Origin of the sequence: Burkholderia sp. ABCPW 111, from assembly GCF_000773065.1 — a bacterium.
GTDB classification, from domain to species: domain Bacteria; phylum Pseudomonadota; class Gammaproteobacteria; order Burkholderiales; family Burkholderiaceae; genus Burkholderia; species Burkholderia savannae.
Map to the genome: position 1 here is coordinate 107,037 of NZ_JPWT01000001.1, position 15,049 is coordinate 122,085.

13 protein-coding genes are annotated in these 15,049 nt (G+C 68.5%); 10 read left to right on the forward strand and 3 right to left on the reverse strand.

The window, feature by feature from the left end; translation table 11 throughout:
- Positions 1-157: 157 nt before the first annotated feature.
- Positions 158-346, reverse strand: a complete 189-nt coding sequence (locus X946_RS00405; protein WP_038742975.1) for a DUF3562 domain-containing protein — start codon at positions 344-346, stop codon at positions 158-160.
- A 376-nt stretch (positions 347-722) separates the two neighbouring features.
- Here X946_RS00405 and X946_RS00410 point away from each other — a divergent pair, with 376 nt between their 5' ends.
- The 3 genes from X946_RS00410 (at position 723) to X946_RS32915 (ending at position 5,632) form a co-directional block, all read left to right on the forward strand.
- Complete coding sequence (locus X946_RS00410; protein ID WP_038742978.1) at positions 723-2,693, forward strand: acyl-CoA synthetase; 1,971 nt, start codon at positions 723-725, stop codon at positions 2,691-2,693.
- A gap of 55 nt (positions 2,694-2,748) precedes the next feature.
- Entirely contained in the window at positions 2,749-4,155 is a 1,407-nt protein-coding gene (locus X946_RS00415) for an MFS transporter (protein WP_038742981.1), read from the forward strand.
- Positions 4,156-5,122: 967 nt separating this feature from the next.
- On the forward strand, positions 5,123-5,632 hold the full coding sequence (locus tag X946_RS32915) for an activator protein (RefSeq protein WP_145986769.1): 510 nt from the start codon (positions 5,123-5,125) through the stop codon (positions 5,630-5,632).
- A gap of 369 nt (positions 5,633-6,001) precedes the next feature.
- Here X946_RS32915 and X946_RS00420 read toward each other — a convergent pair whose 3' ends face one another.
- Together X946_RS00420 and X946_RS00425 are read right to left on the reverse strand one after the other, a co-directional pair.
- The gene (locus X946_RS00420; protein WP_038743313.1) at positions 6,002-6,631 is read right to left on the reverse strand and encodes a GNAT family N-acetyltransferase; all 630 of its coding nucleotides are present in this window, start codon (positions 6,629-6,631) and stop codon (positions 6,002-6,004) included.
- A gap of 426 nt (positions 6,632-7,057) precedes the next feature.
- Positions 7,058-7,828 carry a class I SAM-dependent methyltransferase gene (locus X946_RS00425; protein WP_038742983.1) on the reverse strand — a complete coding sequence of 257 codons (771 nt, stop codon included), beginning with the start codon at positions 7,826-7,828 and terminating at the stop codon, positions 7,058-7,060.
- A gap of 338 nt (positions 7,829-8,166) precedes the next feature.
- On the opposite strand from X946_RS00425, the gene osmF reads away from it, so the two are divergent.
- From osmF to arcD, 7 genes are all read left to right on the forward strand, one after another.
- Complete coding sequence (osmF, locus tag X946_RS00430; protein ID WP_038742985.1) at positions 8,167-9,111, forward strand: glycine betaine ABC transporter substrate-binding protein OsmF; 945 nt, start codon at positions 8,167-8,169, stop codon at positions 9,109-9,111.
- Positions 9,108-10,328: an ABC transporter permease gene (locus X946_RS00435; RefSeq protein ID WP_038742988.1), complete on the forward strand. Its 1,221-nt coding sequence runs from the start codon at positions 9,108-9,110 to the stop codon at positions 10,326-10,328. Before osmF ends, X946_RS00435 begins: the two co-directional genes overlap by 4 nt.
- On the forward strand, positions 10,325-11,287 hold the full coding sequence (locus X946_RS00440) for an ABC transporter ATP-binding protein (protein ID WP_038742991.1): 963 nt from the start codon (positions 10,325-10,327) through the stop codon (positions 11,285-11,287). Before X946_RS00435 ends, X946_RS00440 begins: the two co-directional genes overlap by 4 nt.
- Positions 11,284-12,111 carry an ABC transporter permease gene (locus X946_RS00445; RefSeq protein WP_038742993.1) on the forward strand — a complete coding sequence of 276 codons (828 nt, stop codon included), beginning with the start codon at positions 11,284-11,286 and terminating at the stop codon, positions 12,109-12,111. Before X946_RS00440 ends, X946_RS00445 begins: the two co-directional genes overlap by 4 nt.
- A gap of 422 nt (positions 12,112-12,533) precedes the next feature.
- Entirely contained in the window at positions 12,534-12,872 is a 339-nt protein-coding gene (locus X946_RS32920; protein ID WP_152611592.1) for a hypothetical protein, read from the forward strand.
- A gap of 219 nt (positions 12,873-13,091) precedes the next feature.
- The gene (locus tag X946_RS00455; RefSeq protein ID WP_038743315.1) at positions 13,092-13,424 is read left to right on the forward strand and encodes an RNA-binding protein; all 333 of its coding nucleotides are present in this window, start codon (positions 13,092-13,094) and stop codon (positions 13,422-13,424) included.
- Between the two features lie 157 nt (positions 13,425-13,581).
- Positions 13,582-15,036 (forward strand): arginine-ornithine antiporter, encoded by a 1,455-nt coding sequence (gene arcD, locus X946_RS00460; RefSeq protein WP_052144961.1) that lies wholly within the window; start codon positions 13,582-13,584, stop codon positions 15,034-15,036.
- The last annotated feature ends 13 nt before the right edge of the window (positions 15,037-15,049 follow it).

Consider the following 15,049-nt stretch of genomic DNA (forward strand, 5'->3'; position numbering starts at 1 on the left):
GGCGTGCCGCAAAGGCAAGCGCCGCATCCACGGGCGGCGCCTTTGCGCCTTCGCTGCGCGACGCCTGAGGCATTCCCGGGCCGCCTCGGCCGCGGCGCCACGGGCTTTCGCCGCCGATTGAAAGCCGCCGCGCACGAATGAGGCGCGACGCGCGAGATCAATGCGCCCGATTGCGCAATGTCTCCCTCACCCGCTTCGCGACGAGAACGGCCAGATAATCGCGTATCCGCGCGCCTTCGCTGTATTCGGCCAGCGTTTCTTCATAGAGCCGGGACACCGCCTCGGCGGGCGTGCGGGTTTCGGAAGCGATCGCCTGAACGATCTCGTCGATGCGGTTCTGGACCATGTTTGCACTCCGCAGGGAGGTAAACGGACAAAAACGGCTGGAGCGGGACGCCTATTGAATGACGCCAAAAGCGTCGACGCAAATTGAATCCGTCTATGAATACGCGGGCGTAGCCGCCCGAGCTCTATTCGGACGAATCCGGATGCGCGCCGCGGACCGCCGCGCCCCCCGCCGCCTTCCGCGCCGCCGCTGCTGCGACGCAATGGAGGGTCGGATGGCGATGGCCGGCGATCCGGCGCGCGGCACGTTACACTCTCGTCGCAATTGCGCCATCGCGTCCCGGCGCCGCCCGAACGAACCGCCGCCGTGCGAGCGCGCCTTCCGGTCGCGGTTCGCATCCTTTACACGACTTTCGCAGTCCAACAGGAGTTCACGCATGGCGGTTCGCGACATCCACGACATCGAGCAGATCGAGCGCGTGCCGCTTCACGCGCGTGCGCTGCCCGCAAGCACGCTGCAGATTTTCGACGAGCGCGCGGCGAAGACGCCCGATGCGCCCGCCCTAACCTTCTTCCTCGACGCCGACCGGCACGCCCGTTCGCACACGTGGACCTTCGCCGAGCTGCACGCCGACATCGTCAGGACCGCGAACGTGCTCGCGAGCGCCGGGATCGGCGCGGGCGACGTCGCCGCGTTCGTGCTGCCGAACCTGCCCGAGACGCATTTCGCGATCTGGGGCGGCGAAGCGGCGGGCATCGCGATGGCGATCAATCCGCTCCTCGACGGCGCGCAGATCGCCGAGCTCGTCGATGCGGCGCGCGCGAAGGTGCTGATCTGCCTCGCGCCGACGCCGGGCGTCGACGTCTGGCCGAAGCTCGCGCCGCATCTGGACGCGATGCCGACCGTCGAGACCGTCGTGTGGGTCGACCTGCGGCCGTACGTGTCGCTGCCCAAGCGCGCGGCGCTCGCGTGGATCGAGCGCCGCGAGAAGGCGCGCATGCGCGACAAGCGCATACGGATCGTCAATCTGCACGCCGAAATGCGGCGGCAGCCCGGCGACCGGCTGATCAAGCCGCGCACGATCGCGCCCGACGAGCCGTCGTCGTACTTCTGCACGGGCGGCACGACGGGCCGCCCGAAGATCGCGGTGCGCACGCACGGCTCCGAGGTGTTCGACGTGTGGTCGGCGAGCGAAACGCAGGCGCGCGACGGCGAGGCGCCGCGCACGGTGTTCTGCGGCCTGCCGCTCTTTCACGTGAACGGCCAGCTCGTGACGGGCCTGATGGCCTGGCTGCGCGGCCATCACGTCGTGCTCGGCACGCCGCAGGGCTATCGCGGCAAGAACGTGATCGCGCGCTTCTGGGAAATCGTCGAGGCATACCGGATCAACGCGTTTTCGGGCGTACCGACGCTTTTCGCGGCGCTGTTGCAGCAGCCCGTCGGCCGGCACGACATCGGCTCGCTCGAATACGCGGCGTGCGGCGCCGCGCCGATGCCCGCCGAGCTCGCGCGCAGCTTCGAGCGGACGACCGGCGTGAAGATCGTCGAGGGCTACGGGCTGACCGAAAGCGCGTGCGTCGCGTCGCTCAATCCGCTCGACGGCGAGCGGCGCATCGGCTCGATCGGCCTGCGCCTGCCGTATCAGCGGATGCGCGCGGTGATCGTCGACGACACCGGGCACTACGTGCGCGACGCGCTCGTCGACGAGGTCGGGCTGATCGCGCTCGCGGGGCCGAACGTGTTTCGCGGCTATCTCGATCCGGCGCACGAGCGCGGATTGTGGATCGACATCGCGGGCGAGCGGTGGCTGAACACGGGCGACCTCGGCCGCCGCGACGCGGGCGGCTATTTCTGGCTCGTTGGCCGCAAGAAGGAGCTGATCATCCGCGGCGGGCACAACATCGATCCGCGCATCATCGAGGACGCGCTCGCGACCCATCCGGCCGTCGCGCTGGCGGCGGCGGTCGGCCGCCCGGACGCGCACGCGGGCGAGTTGCCCGTCGCTTATGTCCAGCTGAAAGCGGGCGCGAGCGCCGACGAGCGCGCGCTGCTCGCGTTCGCCGCGGGCGCGATTCCCGAGCGCGCGGCGGTGCCGAAACACGTGCGGATACTCGATGCGGTGCCGACGACCGCGGTCGGCAAGATCTTCAAGCCGGAGCTGCAGCGGCTCGAAATCGCCGACGTCGTCGCCGCGTGCGCGCGCGACGCGCAGATCGAGCTCGAGCAGGTCGACGTCGTGCAGGACGCGCGGCGCGGGCTCGTCGCGAAGATCGCCGCGCGCGGCTCGCGCGACGCCCTCGCCGAGCTGCTCGCTCGCCATGCGTTCCCGGTCGACTGGATCGGCGACGGCGCGCCCGCCGCGGCGCCCGCATGCGAGGCGGCGACGCAGCGCGAGCGCGCGCCGTGACCGCGGCCGTCTTGCGCCGCCTGATCCACCGCCCATCCGTCATGCGAGCCGAACCTTGACGCGCGCCGGCAACTTTCGCGTGACCGCGGCCGTCGTCGCGAGCGCGCTTTTCATGCAGAACCTCGACAGCACGGTCGTCGCGACCGCGCTGCCGAGCATGGCGCGTGACCTCGACGTGAACGTCGTGTTCCTGAGCAGCGCGATCACGTCGTATCTCGTCGCGCTGACCGTGTTCATCCCGGTGAGCGGCTGGATCGCGGACCGCTTCGGCGCGAAGCGCGTGTTCATCGCGGCCATCGCGATCTTCACGGCGGCGTCGGTGATGTGCGCGGCGGCGAACGGGCTCGCGGCGCTGATCGCCGCGCGCGTCCTGCAAGGCGCGGGCGGCGCGCTGATGGTGCCCGTCGGCCGCCTGATCCTCTATCGCGGCGTGTCGCGCGACGAGATGCTCGCGGCGACCACCTGGCTCACGATGCCCGCGCTCGTCGGTCCGCTGCTCGGTCCGCCGCTCGGCGGCTTCCTGACCGATGCGCTGTCGTGGCGCGCGGTGTTCTGGATCAACGTTCCGGTCGGCGTCGCGGGCGCGGCGCTCGCCGCGCGCCTCATCCCCGCGTCGGCGGGCGAGCGGCGCGCGCCGCCCGACCTCGCCGGCATGCTGCTCGTCGGTGCGGCGCTCGCCGCGCTGATGCTCGGCGTCGAAACGGCCGGCCGCGGCGTGCTGCCGGCTGGCGTGCCGGCGCTCGGCGTCGGCGCGGGCGTCGTGCTCGGCTGGCTCGCGATCCGCCATTGCCGGCGCGTCGAGCATCCGGCCGTCGATTTGTCGCTGCTCGGGATTCCTACTTTTCATGCGGCGACGATCGCGGGCAGCCTGTTTCGCGCGGGGGCCGGCGCGCTGCCGTTTCTCGTGCCGTTGACGCTGCAGGTCGGCTTCGGCGCGAGCGCGTCGAAAAGCGGCGCCATCACGCTTGCGAGCGCGCTCGGCTCGCTCGTGATGCGGCCGATGACGCATGCGGCGTTGCATCGCGCGTCGATGCGCACGGTGTTGATCGCGGGCAGCGCATCGTTCGCCGCGGTGCTGGTCGCGTGCGCGATGCTGTCGGCCGCGTGGCCGGATGCGGCCATCTTCGCATTGCTGCTCGTGGGCGGGCTGTCGCGCTCGCTCAGCTTCGCGTCGATGGGCGCGCTCGTGTTCTCCGACGTGCCGAGCGAGCGGCTCGCCGCCGCGACGTCGTTTCAGGGAACCGCGCAGCAACTGATGCGCGCGGTCGGCGTCGCCGTTGCGGCGAGCGCGCTGCATCTGGCGATGCTGGCGGGCGGGCGCGGCCGCGCGAGCCAGACGGATTTCGCGTGCGCGTTCGTTGCGATCGCGCTCGTCGTGCTGGCGTCGGTGCCGATGTTCGCCGCGCTGCCGGCGGGCGCGGGCGAAGGGCTCGCGGGGCCGGCGCGCCGGTCGCGGGAGTGACGCGGCGAGCAAATCAGCGCGCAAATCGGCGGCCGGCGTGCGTCGGGGCGAAGCGCGGACGTGTCGCGGCCGGACGGCCGGGTGGCGCGCACGGTTCGGCAGGCCGATCGATAGGCCAGCGCGCAATGTCGCGACCCGCGATCGGGCCGCTCGTCCCCGGTTTGCCGGTGTCTTGACGGAGCTCGACCGCGCCGGCCCGCCCCCGATACGCGTGTGCGGTTCGGTCAACGCCCGCTTCACGGCCTCGCAGCGAAATTCCTTCGTATAGGCCGCCGTCGGAATCAGACGCACCCATGCCTGCGCTCCTCAATCTTACGAAACGTTGGTTTCGCGGATCGGCTCCGGATTCCCGAGCAGATTCGCGAAATCAAGACCATCAGCACTTCGCCGGCCGGTCAGGCGCGCATTTTTGCTGATGAACTTCAGGTCATCGATGGGCGAGCGCCCGATCGGCCATCAAGCCTTTTAGCCGCTCGTTCGTCGTTTCCGAATTCTTGAGTCGACGGGCAACGGCCATGTCCACGCCGCCCAATTATCACGCCGCCGGTTGAATACTTGTTCCGAGATGCGATGGCATTCACACCGATCCTTCACCGGTTCATTGCGGCGCTCGATTTTGCGTAAGATGAATAATCGAATAAACGATAAATCGCTCCTTCATCGGGCACATTTGTTTTATAAAACAAGGATGGCCGGCCATCCAACATCTTTTCAAATTACACAAAACCAGGATGAAATTATGTAATCAATGATTTGTTGATTAACTATAGAGGCGATTCATATATTAGTGGCTTACCCAATCTAAGTCGAATTGGTTTTGTCGCCATTCACGCAAGACGCCGCATTTTCAGTAAATTGATTGCCGTCAATTTTCATTGCTCCCCTTGGGCGGCCGGATGATGGATTGAACGTGCTCGTCAATCGAGAGTGGCGCCGAATCCCATTCTCATATCGAGGAAGATAAATCATGAAGCTCAAAGGAATGCTCTCCACCGCGGCGGCATGCGCGGCACTACTCTCGACTTCCGTCTCGCAAGCGGTGGTCATCACTCCGCCCGGCAGCGCAGGAGCGCCGATGCCTTTTACCGCAAGCGGGCCGGCCACCGTCAGTAAAGCGGGTATTCCAATCGGATGCACGATCGTATTTACCGGCACGATCGACGGCGCGGGCAAACTCCTGGTCACCAGTGCAAATTTCAGCGGATCTGCGCTTTGCAAGGTCGTTAAGGCCAACGCAAGCGTGACGTCACCCTGGAGTGGTCAAGTCGATGGCCCCAATCAATTGACGCTCGATAACGTGTCAGTCAACGTCAACGCACCGCTAGTGGGCGGACAATGCGGCCCCAGTAAAGTCGTGACGCAAATACGCGAAGCCGATGGCGAAACCGTAATCGGCCTGAATAATGTCGCTCTATCTGGCGGGTGCGGCATCACCGGTGCGCTAACGACGAATCCATACATGCACGTTTCGCCGTAATTCACCAGCCGGCGTCCAGTCCGAACGGCGTCATCGACACCACACGTTCATTATCGTCAGAGCAGGCGTCGGGCGTGAGTCGGCGCTCTCGTCGCTGGCCATCGATAATGCGGTCGCGCAACGGGCGCTCTTGGAGCGCCCGGCGCCGCAGAAACGCCAAGGGACGCTTACATTCGATGAAATGCGCTCAGGCGTTTTACATCTTGCCTTTCGTGTAATCAGGTCAAGATGATCCGGGCGCTATTGAGCGATGAGGTACGGGGCGCGAATCGAATCCGTGTCGCCGGCCAAGGAACGCGATTCGGGGCGGGCGGCGGCCGACGGTCCGCTCTGATCGTGTGGCCGTCGATCCGGCCGGCGCGCGCGGCGTCAGGCCGCTTCCGGGCGGTCGCGCGCGACGAGATCGAGATATGCGCTCACGTCGCCGCCGTCGAGCGGCTTGACCATCACGCGAATCGTGCGCACCGCGTCTTTCATCGGGACGTTCGAGCGGGTGCGCACTTCGCCGTACCCCGAACGCGTCCAGAAGCGCTCGGCGCGGGGCGTGCCGCTGACGACGCCGAGCCGCAGCCAGCGCGCGCCCCGCGCCCGCGTCCACGCCTCGAGCGCCGCGTAGAGGCAACGCGCGACGCCCTGCCCGTGCCGCGCCGTCTCGACGATGAAGAGATCGACGTGCCACACGCCGGGCGCGAACATGTCGGCGAAGAGCGTCGCGAAAGCGACGAGCGGCGCGCCGACGCCGGCATTCGCGGCCGGCCGATAGCCGATCGCCCATTTGGCGGTGCAGCCCCATTCGGCGGACGGCATTCCCGCGTATTCGACAGCCGCTTCGTCCGGCGCGGGCGGCGCGCCTGCCGTGTCGCGGAAATATTCGGGGTTGCGTTCGAAGAAGGCCTGGATCGCGGGGATGTCGTCGGCTACGAGCGCGATCGCGCGGACGTCGCCGCAGTCGAAGAGCGCCCGCGCGCGCGAAGAGGCGGCGGAATCGGTCGGATGCATGGGTTCTTCCGCGTGGATCATGTCAGGGAGGGCCGCGATGCCGACGTTGACCGGGCGGCAGCCAGCAGCCACTTGCCGCCGGGCGAAGCCGCGCGCCGCCGCGAACGATCGCCGGCTGGACGAAATCGCGGCGACCGCCGGCTCACGACATTTCCATCGGCTTGCGCGAGCGTCGCCGGGCGAGTGCGCGCCGGCGCGCCTTAAATCGGGCGCGGATCGCACGGCCATGGCGGAACGGCGGCAGGCGATCGGGCGGAAAGCGCCGATGCGCGCGGGGCCCGCCGTTCTACCGTTTCAGGCGTGCGCCGTGCCGTCACGGCGGCACTCCGCGCGTCGAGCGCGCGCGAGGAATGGGGGCGCAAGGGCTGCCGCGGCCGCTCGCCGCACGCAGCCGCGCTTCGCCGCGACTTCTACCGCAACCGCCGCTCAACTCCCCGCCCGCGTGGCCGCCAGGAACAGCACGGGCGGCCGCCGGCAGTCCGCCTCGAGATCGGGCCGCACGGCGAGCGCGTCGGGAATCGGCGCCGGCTCGCCGAGGTGCGTGAGCGTGAAGCCCGCCTTCAGCAGCGTGTTCACGTAAGTCTCGACCGTCCGGTGGTACTTGACCACGCCGTCGACGAACCAGCGCGTGTCGCGCCGCCCTTCCTGCCGGTAGCGATCGACGGGCCAGTGCTGCTTGTGGCCGTCGTCATCGCGCACCCAGCCGTGCGGATACGCGGTGCACATCGGATGCTCGACCGAGAACACGAAGCGGCCGTTCGAGCGCAGCGCGTCGTAGGTCCGCGCGACGACGCCGGTGTAATCCTCGACGTAATGCAGCGCGAGCGACGACACGACGAGATCGAACGCGCGCGTCGCCGCGTGATAGGTCTCGATCGACCGCTGCAGATAGGTGATCGCATCGTCCGCGGTGCGCGCGCGCGCCTCGTCGAGCATTCGCGACGACACGTCGACGGCCGTCACCGACACGGCGCCGTGCGCACGCGCGTAGCGGGCGAAATCGCCGAAGCCGCAGCCGAGGTCGAGCACGTGCAGGCCCGCGAGGTTGGGCAACAGGCGCTTCAGTGCGGGAAATTCGAGTGCGCCGTTCAGGCCGGTGTCGCCTTGGCGAAGCGTGCGGTAGCCTGCGAAGAACGATGCGTCGTCGTAGATGTTTTGCGGCGCGGGCTGTGGCGCCGTGTGGGAATCGCTGCTCACGATGGACGCTCCTTGACGTAGACGGCAATCGGCGGAAAAGCGGCTCGAAACGACACGAAAACGACGAACGACGGTGCAGTGCAATATCCGTTGCGTGCGCTGCGCCGTCCGTCGCATTGTATCGCCACGCATGAGGAAATGCGCAGTCCAAAACGATTGTTTCGGATTCGGCCGAACGCGCCCTCGTTTGCCAAAGCGCGCCCGCTCAAGTACCTTGAACCCCTGCCGTCTGCGATCGGCCCCCGCTTCGCCCCTGGCCGAACCCCGCCGCCCGGGCGCACGGACGCTATCGCATCCGTTCATCCGTTCGCCCGTTGCACGACAGGAGTGCCGCCCCGATGAGAATCCCCCGTTTCAGCCGTTCCCTGCGCGCGGTCGCGGCCGCCGCCGCAGCCGCCGTCCCGCTCGTTTGCGCCGCGCCCGGCGCGCATGCCGCCGACGCGGTCACGGTCGCCTCGAAGATCGACACCGAAGGCAACCTGCTCGGCAGCGTGATCGCGCAGGTGCTGAAGGCGCACGGCATCGCCGTCGTCGACAAGATCGGGCTCGGCGCGACGCCGATCGTCAGAAAGGCGCTGACCACGGGTGAAATCGACATCTATCCGGAATACACCGGCAACGCGGCGTTCTTCTTCAACAAGGCCGACGATCCCGCGTGGAAGAACGCCGCGCAAGGCTACGCGCTCGCGAAGCGGCTCGACTACGCGGCGAACCGGATCGTCTGGCTCGCGCCCGCGCCGGCGAACAATACGTGGGGCGTCGCGGTGCTGAGCTCGGTCGCGCAGTCGCAGCATCTGAAGACGTTCGGCGACTTCGGCAAGTGGGTCGGCGCGGGCGGCAAGGTGAAGCTCGCCGCGTCGGCCGAGTTCGTCAACAGCGCGTCCGCGCTGCCGTCGTTCGAGAAGGCGTACGGCTTCAAGCTGAAGCCGGAGCAGATGCTCGTGCTGTCGGGCGGCGACACCGCCGCGACGATCAAGGCCGCCGCGCAGCAGACGGACGGCGTGAACGCCGCGATGGTCTACGGCACCGACGGCGGCATCGCGGCCGCGGGGCTCACCGTCCTCGACGACGACAAGCACGTGCAGCCCGTCTACGCGCCGACGCCGATCGTCCGCGAGGCGGTGCTGAAGGCGCATCCGCAGATCGCCGACTATCTGAAGCCGGTCTTCGCGAGCCTCGATCTGAAGACCCTGCAGACGCTCAACGCGCGAATCCAGATCAACGGCGAGCCGGCCGCGAGCGTCGCGGCGAGTTATCTGAAAGCGAAGGGCTTCGTCAAATGACGGCGCGCACGGCGCGCGGGGCCGGCGCGTCCGCCCCCGCGCCGCGCCCGCGCGCGCTGCCGGCGTGGGCCGCGCGCATCGACAAGGTCGGCGTGCTGATCGCCGCGCTCGTCGCGTACGCGGCGTTCGTCGAGCCATTCGTCACGCTGCGCGCGAACCGCATCGCGGCGGGCGCGGGGCTCGCGCCCGGCGCGGTGTTTCCGTCACTCGAGGCCGGCGCGCTCGACGCGCTGTGGGCGGCGGGCGCGCTCTTCGCGCTCGTGCGCAGCCGCGCGACGCTGCGCGCCGCCGTCGGCGCGGCGCTCGTGCTCGCGCTGTGCGTGGCCGTCGGCGACGCGCCCGCGCATCTCGTCACGCCGGACACGCCGCTCGCGCGCGTGTCGCCCGCATCGGGCGCATGGCTGCTGCTGTTCGCGTTCGCGGTGCTGATCGCCGACGCGCTCGCCCGCATCGCGCTCGCGCCGGGCACGCGCCTCGTCGCGCTCGCGGCCGCCATCGCGGCGCTCGCGGCGTTCATCCATGGCGGCTTCTGGGACGGGCTGTCGGTGATGCAGGAATACGCGGTGCGCGCCGACACGTTCCGCAGCGAGGCGGCCCGCCACCTCGCGCTCGTCGCCGGCTCGGTCGCGGCGGCCGTCGCGGCGGGCGTGCCGCTCGGCATCGGCTGCACGCGCTCGGCCGCGCTGCGCGGCGCGCTGATGCCGCTCCTGAACGTCGTGCAGACGATCCCGAGCATCGCGCTGTATGGCCTGCTGATGGCGCCGCTCGCGATCCTCGCCGCGCGCGTGCCGCTCGCCGCCCGCCTCGGCGTGAGCGGCATCGGCGTCGCGCCCGCGCTGATCGCCCTCTTCCTGTACGCGCTGCTGCCGATCGTGTCGAGCGTCGTCGTCGGCTTCGCGCAAGTGAGCGCCGCCGTCGTCGAGGCCGCGCAGGCGATGGGAATGACGGGCCGCGAGCGGCTCGTCGCGGTCGAGCTGCCGCTCGCGCTGCCCGTCGTGCTGTCCGGCGTGCGCATCGTGCTCGTGCAGAACATCGGCTTGGCCGCCGTCGCCGCGCTGATCGGCGGCGGCGGCTTCGGCACGTTCATCTTCCAGGGCATCGGCCAGTCGGCGACCGATCTCGTGCTGCTCGGCGCGCTGCCGACGATCGCGCTCGCGCTCGTCACCGCCGTGCTGTTCGAGGCCGCGACCGAGATCGCGAAAGGAGCGCGCCGATGATCGAGATCGAACGCGTGAGCCGGCTTTTCGGCGATGCCGCCTCGCGGGGCGTGCCGCCCGTCGTCGCGGTCGACGACGTGTCGCTCGCGGTCGCGCGCGGCACGGTGACGGCGCTCGTCGGCGCGTCGGGCAGCGGCAAGTCGACGCTGCTGCGGATGATCAACCGGCTGATCGCGCCGACGAGCGGGACGATTCGCGTCGGCGGCGTCGATACCGCGAGCGTGCCCGCCGAGACGCTGCGGCGCGGCATCGGCTACGTGATCCAGGGGCACGGCCTGTTTCCGCACTGGACGGTCGCGCGCAACGTCGCGACGGTGCCGCGCCTGCTCGGCTGGCGCGCGGCGCGCATCGACGCTCGGGTGCGCGAGCTGCTCGAGCTGTTCGAGCTCGATTACGACGCGTACGCGCGCAAGCTGCCGCATCAGCTGTCGGGCGGCCAGCAGCAGCGCGTCGGCGTCGCGCGCGCGCTTGCCGCCGAGCCCGCCATCCTGCTGATGGACGAACCGTTCGGCGCGCTCGATCCGATCATCCGCGGCAAGGCGCAGGATGATCTCGTCGCGCTGCAGCGCAGGCTCAGGATCACGATCGTGATCGTCACGCACGACATCGACGAGGCGCTGCGGCTCGGCGATCAGATCGCGGTGATGGACGCGGGGCGCATTCTGCAGGCAGGCCCGCCCGCCGAGATTCTCGGCAGGCCGCAGCCGGGCGTCGTCGAGCGGCTCGTCGCGGGCCTCGACCGGCCGCTGCGGCTTCTCGCGCTCACGCGCGTCGACGCGCTCGCCGAGCCGGGCGCGGCGCCCGGCGAGCCGATCTCCGGCGCGCTCACGCTGCGCGACGCGATCTCCGAGCTGCTGTGGCGCGGCGTTCCCGCGCTGCCCGTGTCGAGCGCCGACGGCACCGTGACGACGCGCATCACGCTCGCCGCGATCGTCGCGCAGGCGAAGCGGCCGGCATGAGGCGCACGATGAACGCCGCCAAAGCAACCGGCAAGACCGGCGCGGCGTGCGCGATCGGCGCCGCGAGCCGCCGCGTCGGCCTCGCGCTCGCCCGCATCGCCGCGCTCGCGGCGCTCGCCGTGCTGCTCGCCCGGCCCGACTGGCTCGAGCCGCTGTTCGCGCCGTTCGCCGACAACGGCGCCCCCGCGATTTACCGGCGCGCAAGCCTTTTCGACCTGACGCTCTCGCATCTCGCGATCGTCGCGGTCGCGAGCGCGGCGGGCGCGATATGCGCGCTCGCCGCCGGAATCTTCGTCACGCGGCGCGCGGGCGCCGAATTCCTGCCGGTGGCGCGCAGCGTCGTGCACATCGGGCAGACCTTCCCGCCCGTCGCGGTGCTCGCGCTCGCGGTGCCCGCGGTCGGCTTCGGCGTGAAGCCCGTGCTGATCGCGCTGATCCTGTACGGGCTGCTGCCCATCTTCGAAAGCACGATCGCGGGCCTTCAGGACGTGCCCGCCGACGCCGTCGACGCCGCGCGCGGGATGGGCATGAGCGCGCTGCAGCGGCTCGCGTGGGTCGAGCTGCCGCTCGCGTTTCCGGTGATCCTGAACGGCATCCGGCTCGCCGTCGTCATCAATCTCGGCACCGCGACGATCGGCTCGACCGTCGCGGCCAAGGGGCTCGGCGACGTGATCATCGCAGGGCTGCAAACATCGAATACCGCGTTCGTGCTGCAAGGCGGCGTCGTCGTCGCACTGCTCGCGGTGCTGATCTACGACGCGCTCGGCGTGATCGGGCAATGGATCGCGCCTGCGGGCGCGGCGCGGCGCGAAGGTGGCGCGTGAGTTCACGCGTAAGTCGGCGTGTCGAGCGGCGCATACGACGGCCGGCCGGGCGTGATGCGCGAATGCGCACCGCGCCGCGTCGAGCGATGCGTGACTGTTCGCCGGCCGATGCCGCTTCGCCGCTTCGCCGCTTCGCCGTTTCCGAGCGGCGAAACGCATGAACGATATCGCACGCATAGGGGCGCGTACGCGTCGCCGCATCGGACCGCACGCCGCGCCGACGTCATCGGACGCCGACACGTCATACCCTCGTTGAATTCGGCGCGTTGAATTCGGCGCGTTGAATTCGGTGTGTTGAATTCGATTACGCATTCCGTTCGAGCGGCACTGCGCCGGTCGCGCAATTCGACTTGCCGCTCGGGCGATTGCCGCCGCGCGCGTCGCTACTCGTCAGCCGCAAGGCGCCGAGAAAAAAACGATGAATGCATTGCGCGCGTCGCTTTCATTGCGTGACGACATACGCGCGCGTCTTCATCGTCACATATTCGTCACGATTCGCTCCCGAAAGCGTCCCGCTCGGCGCGCACGCACCACATGCGATCGCGCGCCAGCGCACGGCGCGCACGCGTTCGCGCGCGCGCTTCCGGCGACCTGCGGTCAATTACGATTTCAGCAAGATGGAATTGCGTCGAATGAAGGTAATCGCGACTGGCGCCGGCGATCAAGCGCTCATCGAGAGCATGAAAGACAGCGACATGCACTCCGTTCCCAGCACCATTTGCACACTGTCCGGAGGCCTTCCGACGTTTTTTGATCCATGACATAAAGTGCCGTTTAAATTGTTTTCAATTGTTATGCAATCGGGAAGAATTGAATCGACGAAAGCAAATTCAAATACCGAATTTGACGGATTTTGAATGGCTTCGATCGGCTCGTTTCGGGTGTGTGAATCCGGATAGACCGTCCGATTCAGGCACACGCGGAAATTCGACCGCCAAAAGCGATCGAGAGCGGATTCGAACCTAAAAGCAGGAAGCATGATGAGAATCTGTATCGAAAATATTCAACCGGGAGTCACGCGAGAAGAGCTGCAGGCTTTTCTATTCAAATACACCGGAAAGAAATTCACCGACATTCAATTCATCGGGCAATCGGGCCCGCGGCCGAGCGCGCTGATCGACATGGACAGCGCCAATTGGGGTGCGCTCGCCGAAATTCGTCGCCGCCTGCACGGCATGTACTGGAAGCGGCGCCGGATCGGCGTCTGGCTCTTTTCGTTCTGGGACCGCAGCGACGCCGCCGAGGCGCGGCGTCAACGCGAAGCCCGCGCGCAACAACCCGGGAGCGGACCGATGACGACACTCCGCCGATAACGCTCGATCGAGCACGCACTTTCGGATTTCTAACGACGCGCGTTCCGCCGGATACGCGCATGCCAGCGGCAGACCGCCGCGCGCTTTCGCCCCGGCGGAAGCGCGATGGCCGCGTGCGCGCCGCGATTTTGCAACAACGCGACTGCGAGGAAACATCATGGCTGAAGTGATTCAAGACGTCGCGGCGAAACCCGCCGCGAGCAAGCTGCGACTCGGCGCGCTGACCGCGCTCGTCGTCGGATCGATGATCGGCGGCGGCATCTTCTCGCTGCCGCAAAACATGGCCGCCACGGCCGAAGCCGGCGCGATCCTGATCGGCTGGGCGATCACCGCGGTCGGCATGCTCACGCTCGCGTTCGTGTTCCAGACGCTCGCGAACCGCAAGCCGCAGCTCGACGGCGGCGTGTACGCATACGCGCAGGCGGGCTTCGGCGACTACATGGGCTTCTCGTCCGCGTGGGGCTACTGGATCAGCGCGTGGCTCGGCAACGTCGGCTACTTCGTGCTGCTGTTCTCGACGCTCGGCTACTTCTTTCCGGTGTTCGGCGAAGGCAACACGCCCGCCTCGATCGCCGGCGCGTCGGTGCTGCTGTGGGCCGTGCACTTTCTCGTGCTGCGCGGCATCCGGCAAGCGGCGTTCATCAACCTCGTCACGACCGTCGCGAAGATCGTCCCGCTCGCGGTATTCATCCTGATCTGCTTCTTCGCGTTCAAGCTGGACGTGTTCAGGGCCGACATCTGGGGCCGCGCGAACCCGTCGCTCGGCTCGGTGATGAACCAGGTCCGCAGCATGATGCTCGTGACGGTCTGGGTCTTCATCGGCATCGAGGGCGCGAGCATCTTCTCGGCGCGCGCGGAGAAGCGCAGCGACGTCGGGCGCGCGACCGTGATCGGCTTCGTCGGCGTGCTGCTCGTGCTCGTGCTCGTCAACGTGCTGTCGCTCGGCATCATGACGCAGCCGCAGCTCGCGAAGCTGCAGAACCCGTCGATGGCGGCCGTGCTCGAGCACGTCGTCGGCCACTGGGGCGCCGTGCTCATCAGCGTCGGCCTCGTCGTGTCGCTCGCCGGCGCGCTGCTGTCGTGGGTGCTGCTTTGCGCGGAGATCATGTTCTCGGCCGCGAAGGACCACACGATGCCCGCGTTCCTGCGCAAGGAGAACGCGAACCACGTGCCCGCCAACGCGCTCTGGCTCACGAACGCGCTCGTCCAGGTGTTCCTGCTGATCACGCTGTTCTCGCAAAGCACCTATCTGTCGCTGATCTATCTCGCGACGTCGATGATCCTGATCCCGTACTTCTGGTCGGCCGCCTACGCGCTCCTTCTCGCCGTGCGCGGCGAGACCTACGAGAACGACGCCCGCGCGCGCCGCACGGACGGCTTCGTCGCCGCGCTCGCCGTGCTCTACGCAGTGTGGCTGCTGTACGCGGGCGGCGCCAAGTATCTGCTGCTGTCCGCCCTTCTCTATGCGCCGGGCGCGCTCTTCTTCGCGAAGGCGAAGCGCGAGCTCGGCAAGCCGGTCTTCACCGCCGTCGAAAAGCTGATCTTCGCGGCGGCGTCCGCCGCCGCGGTGTTCGCGGCCTACGCGCTCCATAGCGGGCTCATCACCCTTTGATCGAAGAGGTAAC